At 64.5% G+C, this 21427-nt stretch carries 17 protein-coding genes; 11 read left to right on the forward strand and 6 right to left on the reverse strand.

Annotation, left to right across the window (positions count from 1 at the left end; translation table 11 throughout):
- The first annotated feature begins 156 nt into the window (after positions 1–156).
- From kduD to ACRECS_RS05945, 3 genes are all read left to right on the forward strand, one after another.
- A complete protein-coding gene (kduD, locus tag ACRECS_RS05935; protein ID WP_431582038.1) occupies positions 157–912 on the forward strand; it encodes a 2-dehydro-3-deoxy-D-gluconate 5-dehydrogenase KduD in 756 nt (251 codons plus the stop codon).
- Entirely contained in the window at positions 909–1916 is a 1008-nt protein-coding gene (locus tag ACRECS_RS05940) for a sugar kinase (protein WP_431582039.1), read from the forward strand. Before kduD ends, ACRECS_RS05940 begins: the two co-directional genes overlap by 4 nt.
- Before the next feature lie 137 nt (positions 1917–2053).
- Positions 2054–2995, forward strand: coding sequence for a DUF4861 family protein (locus ACRECS_RS05945; protein WP_431582040.1), 942 nt, complete (start codon positions 2054–2056; stop codon positions 2993–2995).
- A gap of 352 nt (positions 2996–3347) precedes the next feature.
- Here the strand turns inward: ACRECS_RS05945 and ACRECS_RS05950 are convergent, their stop codons facing one another.
- Entirely contained in the window at positions 3348–4250 is a 903-nt protein-coding gene (locus tag ACRECS_RS05950; protein WP_431582041.1) for a LysR family transcriptional regulator, read from the reverse strand.
- 105 nt (positions 4251–4355) lie between these two features.
- On the opposite strand from ACRECS_RS05950, the gene ACRECS_RS05955 reads away from it, so the two are divergent.
- The 4 genes from ACRECS_RS05955 to ACRECS_RS05970 all read left to right on the forward strand — a co-directional run bounded on the left by ACRECS_RS05955 (position 4356) and on the right by ACRECS_RS05970 (position 9785).
- Positions 4356–4805: a nuclear transport factor 2 family protein gene (locus tag ACRECS_RS05955; protein WP_431582042.1), complete on the forward strand. Its 450-nt coding sequence runs from the start codon at positions 4356–4358 to the stop codon at positions 4803–4805.
- Between the two features lie 148 nt (positions 4806–4953).
- Positions 4954–7395: a TonB-dependent receptor gene (locus ACRECS_RS05960; RefSeq protein WP_431582043.1), complete on the forward strand. Its 2442-nt coding sequence runs from the start codon at positions 4954–4956 to the stop codon at positions 7393–7395.
- A gap of 52 nt (positions 7396–7447) precedes the next feature.
- Complete coding sequence (locus tag ACRECS_RS05965) at positions 7448–8161, forward strand: FadR/GntR family transcriptional regulator (protein ID WP_431582044.1); 714 nt, start codon at positions 7448–7450, stop codon at positions 8159–8161.
- Between the two features lie 112 nt (positions 8162–8273).
- Positions 8274–9785 carry a S41 family peptidase gene (locus ACRECS_RS05970; protein WP_431582045.1) on the forward strand — a complete coding sequence of 504 codons (1512 nt, stop codon included), beginning with the start codon at positions 8274–8276 and terminating at the stop codon, positions 9783–9785.
- Positions 9786–9828: 43 nt separating this feature from the next.
- On the opposite strand, the gene ACRECS_RS05975 is transcribed toward ACRECS_RS05970, so the two are convergent.
- The 3 genes from ACRECS_RS05975 to ACRECS_RS05985 all read right to left on the reverse strand — a co-directional run bounded on the left by ACRECS_RS05975 (position 9829) and on the right by ACRECS_RS05985 (position 14492).
- Positions 9829–12336, reverse strand: a complete 2508-nt coding sequence (locus tag ACRECS_RS05975; RefSeq protein ID WP_431582046.1) for an ABC transporter permease — start codon at positions 12334–12336, stop codon at positions 9829–9831.
- 119 nt (positions 12337–12455) lie between these two features.
- Positions 12456–13136 (reverse strand): ABC transporter ATP-binding protein, encoded by a 681-nt coding sequence (locus ACRECS_RS05980; RefSeq protein WP_431582047.1) that lies wholly within the window; start codon positions 13134–13136, stop codon positions 12456–12458.
- Positions 13137–13139: 3 nt separating this feature from the next.
- A complete protein-coding gene (locus tag ACRECS_RS05985; RefSeq protein WP_431582048.1) occupies positions 13140–14492 on the reverse strand; it encodes an efflux RND transporter periplasmic adaptor subunit in 1353 nt (450 codons plus the stop codon).
- A 412-nt stretch (positions 14493–14904) separates the two neighbouring features.
- Here ACRECS_RS05985 and ACRECS_RS05990 point away from each other — a divergent pair, with 412 nt between their 5' ends.
- Together ACRECS_RS05990 and ACRECS_RS05995 are read left to right on the forward strand one after the other, a co-directional pair.
- Complete coding sequence (locus tag ACRECS_RS05990) at positions 14905–16320, forward strand: sigma-54-dependent transcriptional regulator (protein WP_431582049.1); 1416 nt, start codon at positions 14905–14907, stop codon at positions 16318–16320.
- Positions 16310–17623 (forward strand): sensor histidine kinase, encoded by a 1314-nt coding sequence (locus ACRECS_RS05995; RefSeq protein WP_431582050.1) that lies wholly within the window; start codon positions 16310–16312, stop codon positions 17621–17623. The genes ACRECS_RS05990 and ACRECS_RS05995 overlap by 11 nt, the downstream gene beginning before the upstream one ends.
- 12 nt (positions 17624–17635) lie before the next feature.
- Here the strand turns inward: ACRECS_RS05995 and ACRECS_RS06000 are convergent, their stop codons facing one another.
- Entirely contained in the window at positions 17636–18034 is a 399-nt protein-coding gene (locus ACRECS_RS06000) for an STAS/SEC14 domain-containing protein (RefSeq protein WP_431582051.1), read from the reverse strand.
- A 321-nt stretch (positions 18035–18355) separates the two neighbouring features.
- On the opposite strand from ACRECS_RS06000, the gene ACRECS_RS06005 reads away from it, so the two are divergent.
- Positions 18356–18904, forward strand: coding sequence for a hypothetical protein (locus ACRECS_RS06005; RefSeq protein WP_431582052.1), 549 nt, complete (start codon positions 18356–18358; stop codon positions 18902–18904).
- A 19-nt stretch (positions 18905–18923) separates the two neighbouring features.
- Here ACRECS_RS06005 and ACRECS_RS06010 read toward each other — a convergent pair whose 3' ends face one another.
- Positions 18924–19709 carry a hypothetical protein gene (locus ACRECS_RS06010; protein WP_431582053.1) on the reverse strand — a complete coding sequence of 262 codons (786 nt, stop codon included), beginning with the start codon at positions 19707–19709 and terminating at the stop codon, positions 18924–18926.
- Positions 19710–19830: 121 nt separating this feature from the next.
- Here ACRECS_RS06010 and ACRECS_RS06015 point away from each other — a divergent pair, with 121 nt between their 5' ends.
- The gene (locus ACRECS_RS06015; RefSeq protein ID WP_431582054.1) at positions 19831–21387 is read left to right on the forward strand and encodes a M28 family peptidase; all 1557 of its coding nucleotides are present in this window, start codon (positions 19831–19833) and stop codon (positions 21385–21387) included.
- Positions 21388–21427: the final 40 nt, after the last annotated feature.

The raw sequence follows: 21427 nt of genomic DNA on the forward strand, positions 1-21427 counted from the left end.
CGTGCTGGATATCTGCCAGCTGGCTTAACTTCATTCCCCCTTCCGCTTGCGGGAGGGGTTAGGGGTGGGCTCGCGCCCTCCTCGACCGATGCGCTTTCAGGATAGCGCGAGCCCACCCCCGACCCCTCCCGCAAACGGGAGGGGAGGAGTAAGAAGATGACCAACCCCTTCGACCTTACCGGCCAGGTCGCGATCGTCACCGGCGCCAATACCGGCATCGGCCAGTCGATTGCGCTCGCCCTTGCCGCCGCCGGCGCGGACATCGCCGCTGTCGGGCGCACCCCGGCCGAGGAGACGGTGGCCAAGGCGCGCGCGCTTGGTCGCAACGCCGAGATCATCTCGGCCGACCTCTCGACGATCGAGCCGGTGCAGCGCGTTGTCGATGAGACGATCGCGAAGCTCGGCCGGCTCGACATATTGGTCAACAATGCCGGCATCATCCGCCGCGCCGACTCAGTCGATTTTACTGAGGCGGACTGGGATGCGGTGATCGACACCAACCTGAAATCGGTGTTCTTCCTGTGCCAGGCGGCGGGGCGGCACATGATTGGGCAAGGTAACGGGCGGATCATCAACATCGCCTCGATGCTGACCTTTCAGGGTGGTATCCGCGTGCCGAGCTATACCGCGTCCAAATCGGGCATCGGCGGGCTGACCAAGCTGCTCGCCAATGAATGGACGGCAAAGGGAGTGACCGTGAACGCAATCGCACCGGGCTATATCGCAACCAACAATACCGCTGCGCTGCAGGCGGATGAGGCGCGCAACAAATCGATCCTCGAGCGCATTCCAGCCGGCCGTTGGGGTGATCCGGAGGACCTGGGCGGGGCAGCAGTGTTCCTCGCCTCGCGCGCGGCGGGTTATGTCACCGGCCATATCCTCGCCGTCGATGGCGGGTGGCTCGCACGATGAGCCGGCTGCTTGCATTCGGGGAGATCATGCTCCGCCTGTCGCCGCCGGGACGCGAGCTGCTGCTGCAGACGCCCAAGCTCGATGTGTGGGTCGCAGGCGCGGAGGCCAATGTCGTGACCGCACTGGCGCGGCTCGGCCATGATGTCGGCTTTGCCAGCATGGTGCCCGATAATGATCTCGGCCGATCGGCGATCACAACGCTGCGCGGGCACGGCGTCGATACGCGCGGCATCGCCCTGGGCGGAGAGCGCATGGGACTGTATTTCGTCACCTCCGGCGCCGGCATGCGGGCGACCGAAGTGATCTACGACCGCGCCGGTTCCGCCTTTGCCGAGGCGCCGGTGGGCGCCTGGGATTGGGACGCGCTGCTCGACGGAGTCGGCCGGCTGCATCTGTCGGGGATCACCCCGGCGCTTGGTCCGGTGCCGGGCGAGAGCGCGATCGCCGCGGTGCGCGCGGCCAAGGCGCGCGGCATTGCCGTGTCGTTCGACGGCAATTTCCGCGCGAAACTGTGGGAGCGCTGGGACAGCGATCCGCGCACCACGCTGACCGAGCTGGTGCGCCATGCCGACCTGATGTTCGGCAATCACCGTGACATCGCCTTGCTGCTTGACCGCGACTTTAGCGCAGATGGCGAGGACCGGCGGCGCGAGGCGGCCGAGGCAGCGTTTGCGGCCTTCCCCGATCTGCAGATGATCGCCTCCACCGCGCGTCATGTCGTGACGGTCGACGAGCATCGGCTGTCGGCGCGGATCGATGCGCGGAGCGGCGTCGCACAGACCGACGAAGTGGTGCTGGCCGGAATCGTCGACCGGATCGGCGCGGGCGACGCCTTTGCCAGCGGCGTGCTTCACGCGCTGCTCAGCGGCAGCGACATTGCCGAGGCGGCGCGCATCGGCCTGGCGCTGACGGCGCTCAAACATTCCCTGCCGGGCGATGCGAGCCTGTTTCGTCAGGCCGATATCGACGCGTTTCTGGCCGGCGGGCTGGATGTGCGGCGGTAACCAATATGGCTTTCCCGACGAAGGCCGGGGTCCAGCTGAGGGGCGGTGATGACGGGCGTCGCGCTTCGTTACTACCGCCTTCCCGACTGGGGCCCCGCCTAGCCGGGGAAGCGATAAGATGAGTGAGGAGAGAAGGCATGAAGCTCGCACCCTTGATCGCCCTTGGCCTGTTTGCGACCGCCGGCACGCTCGCGGCGCAGGATCCGCCTGCCGCGCCGCAGCGACCGGTGGCAAAGAGCACCCTGCCCCCGCCCTCCGACGCCGAGCGCGCGCGCCGCGCCGCGGTGATCTTCGCGCCCTATCGCTATGGCGACATCTTGTGGGAGAATGACCGCACCGCGCACCGCATTTACGGCCGCCCGCTCGAAGCCGCCGAGCCGCCGTCGAGCTCGGGCATCGACGCCTGGGGCAAGCATGTCCGCTGGCCGTTCATGGATCGCCAGCTGCGCACCGGCAAACAGCATGACTATCAGGGCGAAGGCATTGATTTCTACAATGTCCACAGCTTCCGCGGCGCGGGCGGCCTTGGTGTCTGGCAGGACAACAAATTGTGGGTCTCGCGCAATTATGCCCGTTACCACATCATCGAGAACGGCCCGAATACCGCATCGTTCGAGGTCGAGTATGATCCCTGGCCAGTCGATGTGAACCGCAAGGCGTGGGAGAAGCGCCGCTTCACCCTGCCCGCCGGCACCAACTTCACCCGCATGGTCTCGACGATCGGCTCCGACAAGCCGGAAGCATTGACCATCGGCATCGGGATCAGCAAGCGCGCGACCAATGAGACAAAGCTCGGCACCTTCTCCGCCGACCGCAAGACCGGCAAGATCTCCTGGTGGGGCCCGACCGATCCGGAAAAGGGCACCATGGCGGTCGCGCTGATGGTCGACCCGGCGGCGATCGTCGACGTCACGGCCGATTATGACAATTACATCGTGCTGCTGAAGATCATGCCGGGCAAGCCGTTCGTCTATTATATGGGTGCCGCCTGGGATCGCGGCGAGGATTTCCATAGCAAGGCCGAATGGGACGCCTATGTCGCGGCGCAGAAGCCGGACTTCGATCCCGCGCATCCGTAACGCCCTGGGCTGATCGGGCGCGATTTGCTGGCTGTTCCTGGCTGTTATCCGGGAATATGGTTTTTCCTGGCTGTTATGTTGGATACGGCAGCCAAATTTCGAGTTCATTCTCAAGGGCTTGAACCTATGCTGGCTGTTATTGAATAACAGCCAGCGAACAGCCAGGTATCAGCCAGCGAACAGCGAACGACGCTGGCTGTTCTGCCCGAAACAGCCAGCACAGAACCATTCGATATCTCCAGTCATGTCAAAGAGCGTGCCGGGCGCTTGAGCCGCGCCTCGTTCGGAGTCGAGTTGCCATGACCAGCGCCGATGTTGAATCGGGATGCGAGGCCGCCGAGCGTGATCCATCCTAGTCGTCCGCCAAGCGTTCGGCGAACAGGTCGACCAGTATCCGGACCGCGGGCGTGACACCGCGATGCGACGGGTAGATTGCGCTGACCATCGTCTCGCCCGCGTCCCAGTCCGGCAGCAACCGGATCAGTGCGCCCCGACGGCAGAGCGGTTCACCGACAAAGGTCGGCAAGGGACCGATGCCGAGCCCGCGCATGGCCAGCTCCGCGACTGTTTCGGCATCGTTGACCTCGTGGCGCGGCACGACCGCGACCTCGCACGGCGCGGCGCGTCGCCCGCCGTTCGGCGTGAAACGCCAGTTGCGCGGTGCGAGCGCGGCGGTGCGCACATCGATCAGCGGCACGGTCGAGAGGCGATCAATGTCGAAATCGCCGCCGAGCGCGGCGGCCATCGCCGGCGATGCATATAAGCCCGAAACGATCCGGCCCACGCGTCGTGCGGTGAAGGAGGAATCGGGCAGGTCGCCGCCGCGAACGGCCAGATCGAAACCATGTTCGGCCAGATCAACGACGCGGTCCGACGCATGCAGCGAACAGCGCATATCGGGATAGGCGATCAGGAAATCGGCCAGGATCGGTGCCAGCCGGTGGCGTGCGAACAATGCCGGCGCGGTAATGCGGATCGTGCCGGATGGTGCCGCCCGGGCGCGTGCGACCTGTGCCTCCGCTGCCTCGAGTTCCTCGACGATGCGGCGTCCATGATCATAATAATGCCGGCCGATATCGGTCAGCGCGAGTTTGCGCGTGGTGCGGTGGAACAGGCGCATGCCGAGACTGTCTTCCAGATCGGCGACGCGCCGGCTGACCGTTGCAAGCGGCAGGCGCAGTGCGCGGGACGCGGCGGTGAAGCTGCCCAGATCGGCCACCCGGGTGAAGACGATGATGCCATCCAGCGTGCGCATTGTTCCAAATCTGAGATAATTATTCGCGATAATACATTCTATTCCATTTTCCTCGCTTAGCCCAAATCCTTTCCGGCGCAGCACGCGCAGAAAAGGAGCCATGACATGACCAATGAGCAGACATCCGCCCGCATCGCGATCCGCGAGCTGATCGATCGCTATCACGCAGCGATCAATCACCGCGACTGGACCATGCTCGCCACATTGTTCGCACCCGACGCGATCTGGCAAGCGCTGGCGCCGATCGACCTGCGCTTCGACGGGCACGGCGCCGTGCTGGCCGGCCTGCGCGCCAGCGTCTTGCGTCAGGAATTGCTGGTGCAGGCGAGCTCGGGGCTCATCATCGACCTGGACGATGCCGATACCGCATCGGTACAGTCGACGCTGATCGAATTCGGTCGGGAAAGCGGCACCGGTACGGGCTGGAGCGCGATCGCCTTTTACAGCGATACAGTGCGGAGACTCGGCGATGACTGGCGCTTCGCACGCCGCACACTGCGGGTGCGGTATATGGGAGAGCTTGCCGTCACAGGCCGGGTCGCCGACGCGCCCTGACCCTCTTTCCGACCCCAATCAGCGGTGATTTACCGGGACTTGTCATACAATGCTTGACTTGACTCCGCGTTTTGCTGCAGCAATGACACCGGTATCAAAAGTCGATGATCCGGCATCAAGCCGGGCGCTTTTGGAGAGGGTCTGAAACATGAGCATGCAGTCGGCAGTGAAATTCGGCGTGTCCGCGGCGGTTCTGGCCTGGGTCATTACCCCGGCCCTGGCGCAGGATGCCGCCGCTCCTGCTCAGGCTGTTCCGGCCGCTCCGGTGGCGGAGGCGCAGGATAATGGCGGGCTGGAGGACATTGTCGTCACCGCCAACAAACGCGCGGAAAACGTTCAGGACGTGCCCTCCTCCGTGCTCGCAATGACCGCGGCCGGACTTGAGCGCGCGAACGTCCGCGACTTTGACGATCTGGTGAAGGCCGCACCGTCAGTGACCATCACCAAGACCAGCCAGCCGGCCAATAACAGCATCAACATCCGCGGCATCGGCACCTATGCCTATAGCATCTCGACTCAGCCCAGCGTCGTGGTGGTGATCGACGATATCCCCCAGGCATTCCAGGCCGCCGCCTTCACCTCGCTCACCGATGTCGCGCAGATCGAAGTGCTGCGCGGGCCGCAGAGCACCTTGTTCGGCAAGGCCGCCTCGGCCGGTGCGATCAACATCACCACCATGGCGCCAAGCGACAAGCTCAGTGGCCGGGCAGAAGTGCTGTTCACCGATGACGGCGAACAGCGCGTGCAGGGCACCTTGTCGGGCCCGATCAGCTCCACACTGAAGGCACGGATTTCGGCGAGCTACAGCAAGTATCGCGGCACGATCTACAACACCTACACCGACAATTGGCTCAACGGCCAATCCGACGTGGTGCTGCGCGGCAAATTGCTGTGGGAGCCGTCGGACTCGACCTCGGTCGCGCTGTCGCCCTATTTCGTGCGCTCCAAATCGACCTGCTGCGCACCGGCGCAATATTTCCTCAGCCCCGGCGTGACGTTCAGCAAATCGAACATCAACCAGTCAGTGATCCTGGGCGGCATCGTCCCCGGATCGAATAACCGGCTGACCCGGATGGACATCGACGCCAAGGGCGATTCACGCGACTGGGGTGCCGGGCTGAAGGCGTCGCACACTTTCGACGGCGGACTGACGCTGACCTCGATCTCCTCGTTCGACCGCTATGAACTGGTCGATCTGCAGGACACGGATTCAAGCGCATTCGATTTCCGCACCATCGCGCCGACCGCGCCGGCGGGCGGATCGGCCAATGGCGGCTTCTTCAAGATCAACACGATCACCCAGGAATTCCGCCTGACCTCGCCGGACAGCGGGCCGTTCCGCTATATCGCCGGCCTGTTCTACAGCAGCACGGATTCGACCCGCGATTATGTGCGGGGTTCGAACACGCTGGGCAATTTCAACAATCTCTCCTCGCTGCCCTCGACCAACAGCATCGCCTATTCGAGCTATTTCACGCAAAGCTCGCAGCAGACCTATGCTGCGTTCGGCCAGGCGACCTATGACGTGTCGAGCGCCTTTTCGGTCACCGGCGGCCTGCGCGTCCACCGCGAGAATATCCGCTACCGCTTCCGTGACCGCGGCAACAACGTCACCTATGGCATGCCCGATTGCGCGACCGCGACGCCGACCGCGAGCGTGAAGATCTCGACCTGCGACAGTGACACCGTGGTCACCGGCAAGGCCGCGCTGCAGTACCGCCCGTCCGACGATGTGATGCTCTTCGCCAGCTATGCGCGCGGCTACAAGGGCCTCGCCTATGACCTGACCAGCACCTATACGGTGCGCACACCGCTCGCCTCTGGCCCGCTGAAAGGTGTGCCCGTCGCCGACGCGGTCGCCGCGCGCCAGCCGGTTGCGCCGGAGAAAAGCGACGCGTTCGAGCTGGGGTTCAAGACCACATTACTCGACGACCGGGTCACCTTCAACATGACCGCCTTTTATGAAGTGTTCCGCGGCTTCCAGGCGCAGAGCCGCGACGACACGACCGGCCAGAACATCCTCAACAGCCTGGGCAAGGTCACCTCGCGCGGCGTCGAGACCGAGATTTCGGCCCGGCTGAGCCGCGACTTCACGCTCAACGCTTACGGCGCCTACACCGTCGCGCGGATGGACGATTTCCCCAATGCGACCTGCTTCCCGCAACAGACCGTCGCGCAAGGCTGTGTCGGCGGCATCCAGAATCTGTCGGGCAAGCCGCTGCCCAACGCACCGCGCTGGAACCTCAGCGCGAACGGCCAGTACGACATTCCACTCGGCGACAGCACCAAGGCGTTCCTGCTGGCCAGCGCGCATTACCAGTCCCGGGTGATCTTCAGCCTGTTGCAGGATCCGGACTCGGTCCAGAAAGGCTATGCGCTGGTCAATCTCGGCGCCGGGATCGAGACCGGGCCGGTCAAGGTCACTTTGTTCGTCAACAATGTGTTCAACCAGCATTATGTCCTGACCAGCGGGCGCGACGGGGTGTGGAACTACAGCGTCGGTGCCGCGACACCGACCCTGGCGGTCAATTACAAGCCGGGCCGCGACAGCAATCGCTATGTCGGCGTGCGCACTTCGGTCAGCTTCTGAACGCTTTTCGGCGGCGGGTGTCACCCGCCGCCGACTCTGCTATCACCGGGGCATGACGACCAAAGCCGCAACGCTCGCCGACGATCTGGTTCGGCAGTTCGAGCGCAGTATCGCCGCCGGCGACATGCCGCCCGGATCCCGCTTTCCGACCGAGAAATCGATTACCGACAGCGCCGGCGTGAGCCGCACCGTGGTGCGTGAGGCGTTCGCCCGGCTTGCCGCGCGCGGCCTGCTCGTGTCGAAGCAGGGATCGGGCGCCTATGTCGCGCAGGCCGCGCGCTACCAGGCGTTCCAGGTCACGCCCGAGGAAATGGGCGATGTCGATGACGTGCTGAAACTGCTCGAAATGCGCATGGCGCTGGAAGCCGAGATGGCCGACCTCGCCGCGCGGCGCCGCACCGATGCCGATGTCGCCGAGATGCGGCTGTGCAATGACCGGATGCGCGACAGCGGCGATATCGACGAGGCGGTCACCGCCGACATGGCGTTCCACCGCGCGATCGCTGCGGCCACCCGCAACGATTATTATCTGCGCTTCATGGACTTTCTCGGCGTCCGCCTGGTGCCACCGCGCCGGCTGTACCTGCGCGACCGGGCCGAGACCGAACACCGCGCCTATGCGCGCGGCATTTACCGCGACCATGATGCGATCCTGATCGCGATCGAGGCCGGCAATCCGACGCGCGCCAGGGCCGCGGCGCGGCGGCACATGCAGAAAAGCCTCGACCGGCATCGGGATTTGCGCGGTAACGGCGCCGCCGAGTGATCCGGCGCACATGCCGAAAACCCCGGTGATCTCGCGTTGCCGCTTGCGATCATCGATGAAGCGATTCAGGCCCTGACGCTTCCGTCAGTTCCGCAACCGGAGCAACGACACCATGCGCCCAATGACTGCCGCTGCGATCCTTACCGGCCTGTGCCTTGCGACCGCCGGGCCCGCGGCACCAGCTCAGGTTCCTGCCGCGACGACACCCGTGCCAGAGACCGCGCCGGTGTCGCCGGTGGACATCCGCGCCGATTTCGCCTCGCTCTACGCAACGCTGCAGGAGGCGCATTACGACCTGTTCGCACACCGCCCGAAACGGGACTATGATGCGTATTTTCATACCCTGGACGCAACCATCCGGGCGCCGATGGACAAGGCGCAGGCGGCGCGGCTGTTCCAGCGTTTCATGGCCTATGGCCGCATCGGGCATGCCCGCATCGATGCCCCGACGGTCGATTTCGTCACCGCTCTCCGGGGTGGCGGAAAGTTCCTGCCGCTGTTCATCCGTGTCGATGGCGATCGCACTTTCCTGACCGCCCCGGCCGAGGAAAGCGGGACGATCGGGGCGGGCGCGGAGCTGGTGGCGATTTCCGGCCAGCCGATTGGGACATGGCTCACCCGGCTCGGCGGCTATGTCTCGGCCGAGCGGTCTTATATGGCCCATGCGCAAATGGAGGAGAGCTTTCCGGCATTGCTTTGGATGGATCTTGGTCCGGTCGAGAGCGTGCCGGTCACGGTCCGCATCAATGGCCGGCGCGTCACCATGCCGATCAAGGCGGTGACGTTCGAAGGCCGTCGCGCGCTCGCCCGTCGCTTCCCCGCCGCGTCGTTGAAGACCGATTTCGAAACCCGCGACTATAAGGTGCTTGCCGACGGGATCGGCTATCTGCGCCCCGGCCCGTTCTTCAACACCGACGGCAAGGCGGATGGCCCGGCGCCGTCCTATGACGCGTCCTCCTTTCGCCGCTTCATCGATGACAGTTTTGCCAGGATCGTGGCAAGCGGCGCGACTGACCTGATCATCGATGTGCGCAACAATCCCGGCGGTGACAATAGCTTCAGCGACCCGATGGTCGCGTGGTTCGCCGACCGTCCGTTCCGCTTTGCCTCATCGTTCATGCTCAAGGCCAGCGCGGCGACCAAGGCCTATTATCTCCGGCAGAAGGCGCGAGCCGAACCGGTCGATGCGGACCTTGCCCGGATGATGGAGACGGAGGCGCGCCAGCCGAACGGGACGCGTTACGCCTATGACCTTCCACTCGTGGCGCCCCGTGCCGAACCGCGCTTTCATGGCCGCATCTGGGTGCTGGCCAATCGGCACAGCTATTCCAACGCAGCGTCGGTCGCGGCGTTGGTGCAGGACTATAAATTCGGCAAGGTCATGGGAGAGGAGACGGCGGATGTGGCGTCGAACTATGCGTCGGTGCTCTATTTCGATCTGCCCCGCACCGGCATCACCGTCACCTATCCGAAAAGCCATTTCATCCGCCCCAACGGAGCGGATGAAGTGACCGGGGTGGTCCCCGACGTGATGCTGCCGAGGCAACCGATTACAGGCGATCGGGACGTCATGCTCGATGCCGCGTTGCGCCATGTCCAACACGAAGCAAGTCGGACACCATGACTCCCCTATCGGCACCGCCGCGCTGACGGAGCGCGGCCATGCCCTATTCGTAACGCAGCGCCTTGATCGGATTGGTGCGCGCGACACGGTAGGCATGCGCACTGATCGTGCCGATCGCGATCGCCAGGGCAAGCAACCCGGCCTGGAGGAACGGCACCGGCGTCAGCGTGATGCGTGTGTCGAAGCCGTTGAGCCAGCCGCGCATCACCCACCAGGCCAACGGCCAGGCAATGATGTTGGCGATCAGCACTGGCCGGCTGAACTGCCACACCAGCAGCTGGACGATGTCGCGATTGCCCGCACCCAGCACTTTGCGGATGCCGATCTCCTTGGTGCGGCGTTCGGCGGTGAAGGCGGCGAGACCGAACAGGCCGAGGCAACCGATCACCACGGCGAGGATCGCGAAGGCGCCGAACAGCGCCGCGCGCGCCGCATCGGCATTGTACAGGTCGTTGATGATATCATCGAGGAAACGGGCGCGGAATGGGATATCGGGCACCAGCCGCTTCCATTGCGTTTCCACCTGGTCGCGCAGCGACTTGGCCGGAACGCCCTGGAACCGCACCAGCAGCTGCGAATAATTGTTCGATTTATAGAAGTAGAAGACTGGCTGCACCGGTTCGCGCGCGGAGCGATAGCGCACGTCATTGACCACGCCGATAACGGTCGAAGGTACCCCCCCGAGGCTGGTATCGACCATGCTGGTCATGACCTGCTTGCCGATCGCGTCGGCCGGGCTCTTGAAACCGAGGCGGCGGGCCGCTTCCGCGCTGAGCATGATGTTGACGCCGCGCTGGACCAGTGCCCGTTCAGCGTCGAGGTTGGTCGGCGACGGCAGGCTGGCATCGTCCATCGGCTGATTTTCGGCAAAGGTGCGGCCGGCGAGCAGCTTCATGCCCATGGCCGGGACATACCCCGGATCGATCGCATAGACGCCGAGCTGGACGATGTCGGGATGCCCGGCCAGTTGCACGTCAGTCGAGGATTGGCGACCATTGTCGACCGCGATCGTGCCGCGGCCGACGGCGGAGACTCCGGGCATGCGCTTGATTTCCTGCACCAGCGTGGTCGCGATGCTGTCGACCTGGGCACGGTCGAGATTGTCGATCTGCAACACGCCGTCGCGGCGGAAGCCGCCATCGGCGTTTCGCGCATAGAGCGTCTGGCTATAGACGATGAGGGTACAGATGATCAGCCCGATCGACACCGCGAACTGGCCGACGACAAGGATGTTGCGCATCCGCCCCGACCCTTCGGCATCGGCCGCCGACTTGTTCGCCTTGAGCACGCGCGCCGGTTCGAAGCGCGACAGGACGAGCGCGGGGTACAGGCCGCCGGCGAGACCGACGAAGAGGGTCAGCAGGATCACGGGTCCGATCAGCCCGTCGAGCGCGAAATAGCGGATCGTGATCTGCGCATCGAGAAAGCCGTTGAGCGCGGGCAGCAGCAGCTCGACCAGCGCCAGCGCGACGACCATCGCGGCGGCAGCGAGCAGGATCGATTCACCGATGAACTGCGTGATCAGCTGGCCGCGTGTCGCGCCGAGCACCTTGCGCAGTGCAACTTCTCTGGCACGCTGCGTCGCACGAGCGGTAGCGAGATTGGTGAAGTTGACGCACGCCATGCCGAGGATGAGCAGCGCGATCACCGCGAAGGTCAGAATCGTGCCGCGGTCGTTGCCGGGCCGCTGCGCGCCGCTCTGCGCCTCGCCGAGATGAACGTCGCGGATATTGACGAGTTTCCAGTCCTGGATATTCCCGGGATTGGTCACAACTGAACCGCTGATATCGTCGGGAATGTTGCGTTTTTCCCAGGCGGGCAGCTGGCTGTTGATGAGCCCTGCATCGCCGGGCGATTTGAACTTCACCCAATAGCTGCCCTCCTGCCAGTTCCAGCTGGTTATCGCTTCGGGTGCCTTGGCGCGGTAGACGGCCGGATCGTACCGCGCGACCATGCCGAAGGCGAGCGAGGAGTTTTTCGGCAGATCCTGGTGCACGCCGGTGACGCGATAGTCCGCCTTCAGGTCGCCGCTGGTCAGGGTCAGCGTCTGCCCGATCGGATCGGCGTCACCGAATAATTTGGTTGCTGCGCGTTGCCCAAGCACGATCGAATGGGGATCGTCGAGCGCATGTTTCGGATCGCCCTTGATGAACGGCACCTCAAGCACGTCAAACAGATTGCTGTCGGTGAACAGAGCACCGGGAATGGTCGATGGCTGGCCGTCCTTGATGACCACGATCGACTGGCTGCTGACATAGGCGGCGCGCTCGACCTGGGGGAAATCCTTTTTCAGCGCCTGGCCGGAGACATAGCTGGTCTGCTGCATCTTCATTTCCTGGCCGCCCTGCGGCGTCGCCTTGTAAAAGGTCTGGAGCTGAAACACGCGGTCGGCGCCCGGCAGCCAGCCGTCATAGCTGAATTCATACCGCACAAAGCCGAGGATTAGCAGGCAGGCGGCGATGCCAAGCGCGAGGCCGACGATGTTGATGGCGGCATAGACACGGTTCTTGGCGAGTGCGCGGATGCCGACGGTCAGGTAATTGCGCCACATGGCTGGGGTTCCTCTTGATCTGTCATTAACCTCCGTTCGGGCTGAGCTTGTCGAAGCCCATGCCATGCCCTTCGACAAGCTCAGGACGAACGGGGGTGGGTTGGTCCGCCGTTATCGGATCACGCGGCGCGGCGCTGCTGCTGCAAGACCCGGCCATCGAGCATGCTGACGATGCGGCTGGCATAATCGGCATGGGCGGGGCTGTGGGTGACCATCACGATGGTCGATCCTTCCGCATTCAATTGTTGCAGCATGCGCATCACTTCCTCGCCATGATTGGTGTCGAGGTTGCCGGTCGGTTCGTCGGCCAGGATCAGCTTGGGTTCCGCGACCAGCGCGCGGGCGACCGCGACGCGTTGCTGCTGGCCGCCCGACAATTGGCTCGGCCGATGGCGCGCGCGGTGCCCGACGCCGACCCGGTCCATCACCTCGTCGGTGCGGCGCTTGCGGTCCGCAGCGGACACGTCGTGATAGAGCAGGGCGAGCTCGATATTCTCCCGCACCGAGAGTTCGTCGACCAGATTGAAGCTCTGGAAGATGAAGCCGATATTGGCCTTGCGAAAGGCGGCAAGCTTGGCTTCGCCAAGGCCGGCGACTTCGGTGCCGTTGAAGACATAGGAACCGGACGACGGTGAATCGAGCATGCCCATCAGGTTGAGCAGGGTCGATTTGCCGCAGCCCGAGGGGCCCATCACCGCGACGAATTCGCCATCGGCAACATCCAGGTCGATCGCATCCAGCGCGGTCGTTTCGATCGTATCAATGCGGTAGGTTCGCGAAAGAGCGCGCATCTCGAACATGGTTCAATCCTTTGCCGTGAGGTCGATGTTGAGCCGGTCCTTGTCGACGAAACCGGTATAGGGTGAGGTGATGACGCGTTCCCCGGCGTCGAGGCCTTCGAGCACTTCGATCGAATCCGGGTTGCGGCGGCCGAGGCGGACGGTGCGCTTGACCGCGCTCTTGCCGTCGGGTGAGACCACGAACACCCAGTTACCGCCGGTTTCATTATAGAAAGCGCCTGCCGGAATGATGCGCGCCGGAGCGGGATCGCCGAGCGTCAGCTTCGCCTGCAGCGTCTGGCCGCGCTGGATTGCGGTCGGCTCAGCGCCGATGAACTGCAGATCGACCTGGAACTGGCCATTCTGGACCTGCGGATAGATTTTGGCGACCCGCGCGGGGTAATTCTTGCCCGCCAGCTCGACTATCGCCTTTTGCCCGAGCTGGACGCGCCCGAGATAGAATTCGTCGACTCCGGCCATCAGCTTGTTGCGGCCCGGGCTATCGACCTGGCCGATGCGCTCGCCGCGCTTCAGCGACTGGCCGACCTGGATGTCGAAACCCGACAGCTTGCCGCCGACCGGCGCGCGCAGGTTGAGCGCCTCCAGGCTCGAGCGGGCGAGCGCGAGGCTCGACTGGAGTGAGGCGGATGACGCGCGCTGCTGGGCAAGCTGACTGCCCTGCAGTCGTTCGTCGGTCGCCTGGCCATGGCGCAGCACGGCGAGGCGCTGCTGCTCGTAGCGATACTGGTCCTGCGTGTCGGCGAACTGGCGGCCGGCGACAAAGCCCCGCGCGGCGAGCGGCGCCTCGCGCTCATATTGGCGGCGCGCCTTGTCAGTGGACAGGCCCGCCTCGAGCACCGAGCGCTGATTGGCGATACGGGTCTGCGATAGCGCCAGTTCCTGGCTGCGCATATTGTTGATTTGCTGCTCCACCTCGGTCTGGCGCGCCAGTACCGAGAGCTGCAGCTCGGAATTCGAAAGCACCACGATGAGCTGGCCCGGGACAAGGCTTGCGCCGTCCTCGGCAACGACCTTTTCGACCCGGCCACCCTCGATCGCATCGAGGAAGACGGTGAACAACGGCGTGACGCGTGCGCGCAACGGTACGAAATCTTCGAAATTGCCGCTGCGCACGGGTGAGATGGTCAGCCGGTCGGCGACGACAGTCTGCGAACCGGTGCGCGGGGCATAGAGCCAGAAGGCGATCAGGGCGACGATCAGGACGGCGGCGATCGCAGCCCATTTGATCCAGGGCGACATGCGACGCACCGCGACGATGCGGTCCATGCCGGCCCCGGTGACGGCCGCACCGGATTTGATGCCGGGTTTCGCCGCGCCGTGGATTGGCTGGTCCTGGGGTATGCGCACGACACTCATCAATTCGTCCCTCTCGCCCGGATGGGTAGCAAGCGGCGTGCCAGCAGCCCGCCCGAGGGCGGAAGCCGGCGGGTCGCGGTCAGCCTGTCCGTTTCCGAACACTTGTGTCCGGAAACGGACGTCAGGGACCGCTGTGACAGTCATGCGAATACCGGCGGTGCCGATGCGATGGTCAGGCACAGGGTGGCGAAAACGGCGCCGGTGACGCTCAGAACGTGAAAGGCGAAGGGGGTCTTCATGGGTCTTCTCCAGATCGGCGGGAGTGCCGATGTGAAGAGCATCGCATCAGTCGTGCCAATTCGCGGAAAAGTCAGGATTTCCGCCATTTTCTGGCCAAGAAGCATAATTCCTGCCGTCCTGGCACGGAAATTGACTGTCCGATATCGAACGGCGATTGTACGAGAACGGTCACATGGCGAACCAATCCTCCCCCGAATTCGATTGCTGTCTGGTCATCGACGATGACGAGGACATCCTGATCGCGGCGCGGCTGTTGCTGCGCACAATGTTCCGTGAGGTGGTGACCGCCTCCAACCCGGTCGACGCAATGGCGGCGGCGAGCGCGCATGCGCCCGATGTGGTGCTGCTCGACGCCAATTTCGCGCGCGGTGCGACCGATGCGGCGGAAGGGCTGGCGCTGCTCGATCGGCTGCTCGCGGTCCATCCCGACCTGATCGTGGTGATGATCACCGCGCATGCCGGAGTGAAGATCGCGGTGGAGGCGATGAAGCGCGGCGCGACCGACTTCATCTCCAAGCCCTGGGCCAATGAGCGCTTGCTGACCACAGTGCGCACCGCCGCCGCACTGGCCGGATCGCGCAAGACGATCGCGACCGAGCGCGCCAAGGTCGCGGCAGTGGCTGATCCGGCGCCGGGCGGCACGCCGCCATTGATCGGCGCGGCGGCACCGATGGCACGGGTCAACTCGCTGATCGCCCGTGCTGCACCGACCGACGCCAATGTGCTGGTGCTGGGCGAGAACGGCACCGGCAAGGAACTGGTGGCGCGCGCGGTCCACCGCCAGTCGCTGCGCGCCGGACAGCCGATGCTCACGGTCGACCTCGGCGCGATCTCGACCGAACTGATCGATTCCGAGCTGTTCGGCCATGTGAAGGGTGCCTTCACCGATGCCAAGGGCGACCGGATCGGGCGCATCCAGGCAGCCAGTGGCGGCACCCTGTTCCTGGACGAGATCGGCAATCTGCCGCTCCATCTTCAACCAAAGCTGCTCACCGTGCTGGAACAGCGCCAGGTCACACCGGTCGGCGCCAACCGGCCGGTCCCGGTCGATATCCGCGTTATCGCCGCAACCAACTTGACCCCGGCGATGCTGCGCGACGAGAAACTGTTCCGCCAGGATCTGCTGTTCCGGCTGAACACGGTCGAGATCGAGTTGCCGCCGCTGCGCGACCGGCGCGAGGACGTCCCCGCGCTGGTCGATCATTTCCTCGATCATTATGCGAAGCGTTACAATCGCCCTGCCCCCGCCCTGAGCGCCGCCGCGCGCGCCGCGCTTGCGGCGCATGACTGGCCCGGCAATGTCCGCGCGCTGCGCCATGCGATCGAGCGCGCTGTGATCCTGGCGGGCGATGCGCCGCTCGAGCCGGACGACTTCCCGCTCGGCAGTCCGGCGGTGCGCCATACCCCGAGCATCGCGCCGGAGGCTGTGGTCACACCGGTCGCGAATGACCTCAATCTCGACCGGGTCGAGCGCCAACTGGTCGAACAGGCACTGAAGAAACACGCCTATAATATCTCCGCCGCCGCCGCCGAACTGGGCGTGTCACGTGCCGCGCTCTATCGCCGGATGGAGAAGCATGGGCTTTGATCGCCGCTTCACGCTCGGGCTGGCAGCGTGGATCGCAGGGCTGTTCATCGCCTTGCTCGCGCTGCTCCTTGCGCTGCAGACGCCCGACCTGGCGGTCGCGCGGATCGTCGCCGCGCTGATCGTCGCGGCGGTCGGCTGGGGTTTGTGGCGCCATGTCGAACGCACCAACATCATGGTCGCGCGCTTCGTCGAGGCGCTGCATTTTGGCGACATTACCACGCGCTTCGATGGTCGCGGCGGCGTCGGCTTCGGCACGTTGAGCAAAGCACTCGACGACGCCATGCATGCGCTGCGAACGCAACGCGACGCAGGGATGCGCGAGCTGCGTTTCCTCGAGGCGCTGGTCGATGATGTGCCGGTCGCACTGCTGACGGTCGACGACGAGCACGGCGTCCGGCAAGTCAACAAGGCCGCGCGCCGCCTGTTCGGCCATGGGAAAGGGACACGACCCGAAGATTATGCCGGCTATGGCGCAACCTTCGCCGCGCGTCTCGCCCGCGCCGGCGAGGCCGGCCAGGAAGTGCTGATCCTGCGCCTGCCCGCCGGACCGCAGCGCGCCATCGTGCGCACCGGCGCACTCGATCGACTCGGCTTGCAGGTGCGTGCGATCACCGTCGAGCCGGTGCAGGGCGCGCTCGACGCGGTCGAAATGGCGGCGCAGACTGACCTGGTCCGCGTCCTGACGCATGAGATCCTCAATTCGCTGACGCCGGTCACATCGCTTGCGGGCACGGCAGCGGCACTGCTCGACACCGATCCGCCCGATATCGAGTCAGCGCGGACCGCGATGACCACATTGGCGCGCCGCGCTGAAGGGCTGCGCCATTTCATCGACAGCTACCGCGCAGTCGCCAAGCCACCCGAGGTCAACGCGCGCACCTTTGCCGCCGCGCCGTTCGCCCACGAGCTGGGCCGATTGTTCGCGGCGGAGTGGCCGGCGGTGAAGCTGACGATCGACGTCGCACTCGACGTGACGCTGCAGGCCGATCCCGATCTGTTGGCGCAAGTGCTGATCAACCTGTTGCGCAACGCCGCACAGGCGACGAGCGAGGCGGGTCGGATTGGCCAGGTACGGCTGTCGATCGAGAGACGGGTCGGCGGCGGGACATTGATCGAGGTGGCGGACAATGGACCCGGTGTGCCCGAAGCGGTTCGCAAGGACGTGTTCCTGCCCTTCTTCACCACCCGCGCGGCCGGCACCGGCGTCGGCCTGAACCTGGTGCGGCAGATCGTGGTCGCGCATGGCGGGTCGATCGACCTGATCGACAGCGATGAAGGGGCGGTGTTTCGGATCCTGCTGTGAAGCGCGACGGCGTCAGCTCGCCTTGGCGAGCGGCACCTCGAACAGCCAGGCAAGCGCTTCTTCTTCCGACATCACGAAGTGCACCTTGTCGGACGCCAGCAATCGCCGCATCTGCATCTTCTGCAGCGTCGATTGCGACCAGATCACCGCGATCCGTTCCGCCAGCACGCCATAGGTCGGGATGAACACGCTGACCTCGTCGGCGATCTCCTGCGATTGAACGGCATAGCCCCTGACGTCGATCAGGATTCTGCCGCTGCGATCGCCACGGCTGGCCTTTTCGACCTTGCTGAGCAAAGCAGCCGCCTCGCGCTGGAATGCATCAAGCGTCGCGCGATCCCACAGCCCGGAAAGAGTCAGTTTCAGGAAGCGCCGGTGAGCGTCATAATCGAAATTATAACTCGTCGTCATGACCTGTCCCGATCCGCAAATATCATCGCTATGGGCAGATCATTAATAGGCCGATTTTGAAGGATTGTAACCCGCCCGGATCTACAGAGATTCATATTATACTTATCGGCCATCGTCACCATTTGGCGGTCATGGGCGACGCGCCGTTAACCAATATTCGTTCGATCAATACGTAATTTACAATAGGCCGAGACTATTGGCTCGTCAGCCGGTCTCTAGGCTCATCGGCGACCGCGCTGCGCTTGCACGGTGCGGGATGTGCGAACGCATCGGCACATGATAACGCCGCGCCGGACCGAGCGGATTTGTGGAGCGTAGCCAATGAAATTTCGAACGGCCTTGGCGGCATCGATCCTGTTCGCCTCGCCGGCGACGGCACAATCGGACGAGGAGTTCGATCCGGCCAAGGTCAATGTGGTCGATGCGATCAACTGCGCGATCGACACGAGCGAGTATATGGGCTTCGCCATCACGCTGGGCGACGAGGACGGCGGCTACCGCAAGCGGGGCTGGATCAAGCAGGAGTCGGGCAATAGTTTCCTGTCGCAATATCGCCTGCCCGCGCCAATCGACATTGCCGGTCACCAGACCAGCACCATCGTGTTCGGCAGCAGTGGCGTGTTGGCGGTGCTCGATATCGCCGACCCGACCGAACTCGCAAAACAGGAGAAGATCGAGAACGTCATCCCTGGCTCAGCCAAGTTTCTCGGCGAGCGCGAGATTCTCAAGACGGTGGAGAAGGATCCGGACAATGGCTGGACCATCACGACGCGGGTCACGCGCAACCTGTCCACCGTATCCAGCCATCCCGGCAAGACGCTGCTGGGATGTTCCTATGTCAGGGATGTGAAGCTGCCGGGCGAGAAATGATAACGGCCGGCGGGACGTGTCATTGACGATCGAAGGGGATCACGCCCGCTGCGCGTAGCTGCGTCCCGATCCGCTCCGCATAGCGGTGAGCGAAGGCTTCGCGTTCGTCTTTCGGGCGTTGAAAATAGGCGTCGAGCGGCGTCGGATAATCGCTGTCGGCGTGCCATGACGGACGCTCCACCTTTTCAAGATAATCGACCCAGTGTCCGATTTCGTGGAGCAGGGTGCGATAGAGTTGCGTGGCCCTGACGGATGCGGCGGTGACCGAAATTGAATATTTCCTGCCGATCCGATCCACGGTGTGGCCGTCGCGACGGAGACGATCCAGTTCCTCCATATCGTCTGGCTGGAGGGCAGTGGACCACTCTATCGTAGCCCCGCAATCCACAGCCTCCAGCATCACCGCCGGGCCATCGCTCATGTCGGGCCGGGCGATCTCCCCCAGATTGGCGTGGTAGAACAAACGGCCCCAGGCAGGACGTAGCAGCCTTTGCTTCCGGGTCGGCTGACGAAGAACAAAGGTCGTCAGGCCTGCCCAATCCGCAAACGGGATATGCAGGAGAACACGGCATATATCGTCCAGAGTGCAGGCATGCTCGCAACCGCTTCTGGTCTGTTCGACGATCAGCAGGACTTCGCGCCCGGCCACCATACGCTGGATCCGTCGATGGGCTCCGAGAGTTTCGCCCCAGGTTCGGCCAGAAGCAGAGATGTTCGGAATAACGAGACGATTATCGCCACCATGCCCCTGCTTGGCCGTGCCGATGTTCCGATTTCGCCTGCCCGGGTTGAAGCCTGCCCTCATTGCCGCAGCCTAGGTCATTGCTGCTGTAATTCGCAATCCGGCATAGCCCGCAGACCAGCACGCTCGACGCGATGGTTCCAGGTGGCTAGCGTCGCCGCCAAATCGCAAAGGGGCATGGGACATGATCGCGAAATGGCTCGTGATGGGCGCAGCGCTGGTGACGGGCGCGGCATCGGTCCCGGCACTGCGCAGCGGCGAGATACCTGACAGCGAGACACCTAGCAGCGAAATCGCGGACTCCGATACCCGCGCATGGTGGCAGGCGACCGAGGCGCTGTCGGGCGATGCGATGGAGGGCCGTGACACCGGGTCGCCGGGTTATGACCGGGCGGCGCGGCTGCTGGCTGCGCGGTTCGCTGCGGCGGGGCTGAAGCCCGCGGGCGAAAACGGCAGCTGGTATCAGCAGCTCAAGCTGATCGACCTGACGGTCGACGCGCGCGCCACACACTTCCGGATCGGCGCGGCACCGCTGCGCTTGCTGCACGACATCACGCTGCGCCCTTCCCCCAACATGCCGCGCGCGCTGGACGCGCCGCTGGTCTTTCGCGGCTATTGCGGCGCCGGGACGCTTGGCGATGTGCGCGGCAAGGTCGTGCTTTGCTATGGCTGGCGGCGCAGCGGGCTGACCAGCGCCGCCGAGCGCGCTGCAGCGGTCGAGGCAGCAGGCGCATTGGGCATCGTCACCATTGCCGATCCGGGCTTCACGATCGAGCCGATGCAATGGCCCGTCGCCTATGCGCGCAGCGTCGCGCCAGTTGGTGCACCGGCGCCGAATAGCGACCGGTTGCTCGTCGCGACGCTCAATCCCGCCGCGCTACCGCGCGTACTGGCCGGCAGCGGACAAGATGCAGCGACATTGATCCGCGCCGGGAGCACTGGCGCGGCGCTCCCCAATTTCAACCTGCCCGCACCGTTCGCGGCGACCGTCACACTGCGCGAGCGGATGATCGCTTCGGCCAATGTACTGGGCCTGCTGCCCGGCAGCGATTCGATGCTGCGCGACCAATATGTCGTGCTGTCGGCGCATCTCGACGGCTATGGCCGCGGCGAGCCGGTCAAGGGCGACGGACTATATAATGGCACGCTCGACGATGCCGCCTATGTCGCGCTGCTGCAGCGGCTGGCGGAACGGCGCCAGGGCAAGGGCTATCGCCGCTCGGTGGTCTTCGCGGCCTTTACCGGCGAGGAAAAGGGACTGCTCGGCGCGACAGAATTCGTCGCGCACCCGACGGTGCCACGCGCAGCACTGGTCGCCAACATCAACCTCGATCAGCTGCGCCCGATCTTCCCGCTCGACCTGATGACGGTCCATGCGCTCGACGACACGACGCTGGGTGATGCGGTGCGCGCCAGCGCCGGTAACATCACGGTGCAGCACGATCCCGAACCCGAACGCAACCTGCTGCGCCGTGCCGATCACTGGCCATTCCTGTCCGCCGGCATTCCCGCGACCGGCTTCGTGTTCGGCTATCGCACCGGCACGGAGTCCGAGCAACGTTACCGCCACTGGTACCAGACCGGCTATCACAAGCCGCAAGACGATCTCGACCAGCCGATGGACTGGACCGCGGCGACGAAGTTCAACGCATTCTTCTACGATCTGGTCGCGCGCGTGGCAGATGCCGACCGGCCACCCGAATGGAAGCGGGGGAGCACGCTGCGGCCGGAGCGGAAATAGCAGCAGTTGGAGCGCGAGTCGCAGTATCATCCGACCCGAT

It is taken from the genome of Sphingomonas sp., assembly GCF_050725575.1.
GTDB lineage: Bacteria > Pseudomonadota > Alphaproteobacteria > Sphingomonadales > Sphingomonadaceae > Sphingomonas.

What these genes read in the sequence shown, in the direction of transcription:
- ACRECS_RS05995 (WP_431582050.1), top strand. Translation starts at nt 16,310, where the DNA reads ATGGGCTTTGATCGCCGCTTCACGCTCGGGCTGGCAGCGTGGATCGCA.
- kduD (WP_431582038.1), top strand. Translation starts at nt 157, where the DNA reads ATGACCAACCCCTTCGACCTTACCGGCCAGGTCGCGATCGTCACCGGC.
- ACRECS_RS06015 (WP_431582054.1), top strand. Translation starts at nt 19,831, where the DNA reads ATGATCGCGAAATGGCTCGTGATGGGCGCAGCGCTGGTGACGGGCGCG.
- ACRECS_RS05960 (WP_431582043.1), top strand. Translation starts at nt 4,954, where the DNA reads ATGAGCATGCAGTCGGCAGTGAAATTCGGCGTGTCCGCGGCGGTTCTG.
- ACRECS_RS05970 (WP_431582045.1), top strand. Translation starts at nt 8,274, where the DNA reads ATGCGCCCAATGACTGCCGCTGCGATCCTTACCGGCCTGTGCCTTGCG.
- ACRECS_RS05945 (WP_431582040.1), top strand. Translation starts at nt 2,054, where the DNA reads ATGAAGCTCGCACCCTTGATCGCCCTTGGCCTGTTTGCGACCGCCGGC.
- ACRECS_RS05975 (WP_431582046.1), bottom strand. Translation starts at nt 12,336, where the DNA reads ATGTGGCGCAATTACCTGACCGTCGGCATCCGCGCACTCGCCAAGAAC.
- ACRECS_RS05940 (WP_431582039.1), top strand. Translation starts at nt 909, where the DNA reads ATGAGCCGGCTGCTTGCATTCGGGGAGATCATGCTCCGCCTGTCGCCG.
- ACRECS_RS06005 (WP_431582052.1), top strand. Translation starts at nt 18,356, where the DNA reads ATGAAATTTCGAACGGCCTTGGCGGCATCGATCCTGTTCGCCTCGCCG.
- ACRECS_RS05990 (WP_431582049.1), top strand. Translation starts at nt 14,905, where the DNA reads ATGGCGAACCAATCCTCCCCCGAATTCGATTGCTGTCTGGTCATCGAC.
- ACRECS_RS06000 (WP_431582051.1), bottom strand. Translation starts at nt 18,034, where the DNA reads ATGACGACGAGTTATAATTTCGATTATGACGCTCACCGGCGCTTCCTG.
- ACRECS_RS05985 (WP_431582048.1), bottom strand. Translation starts at nt 14,492, where the DNA reads ATGAGTGTCGTGCGCATACCCCAGGACCAGCCAATCCACGGCGCGGCG.
- ACRECS_RS06010 (WP_431582053.1), bottom strand. Translation starts at nt 19,709, where the DNA reads ATGAGGGCAGGCTTCAACCCGGGCAGGCGAAATCGGAACATCGGCACG.
- ACRECS_RS05965 (WP_431582044.1), top strand. Translation starts at nt 7,448, where the DNA reads ATGACGACCAAAGCCGCAACGCTCGCCGACGATCTGGTTCGGCAGTTC.
- ACRECS_RS05980 (WP_431582047.1), bottom strand. Translation starts at nt 13,136, where the DNA reads ATGTTCGAGATGCGCGCTCTTTCGCGAACCTACCGCATTGATACGATC.
- ACRECS_RS05955 (WP_431582042.1), top strand. Translation starts at nt 4,356, where the DNA reads ATGACCAATGAGCAGACATCCGCCCGCATCGCGATCCGCGAGCTGATC.
- ACRECS_RS05950 (WP_431582041.1), bottom strand. Translation starts at nt 4,250, where the DNA reads ATGCGCACGCTGGATGGCATCATCGTCTTCACCCGGGTGGCCGATCTG.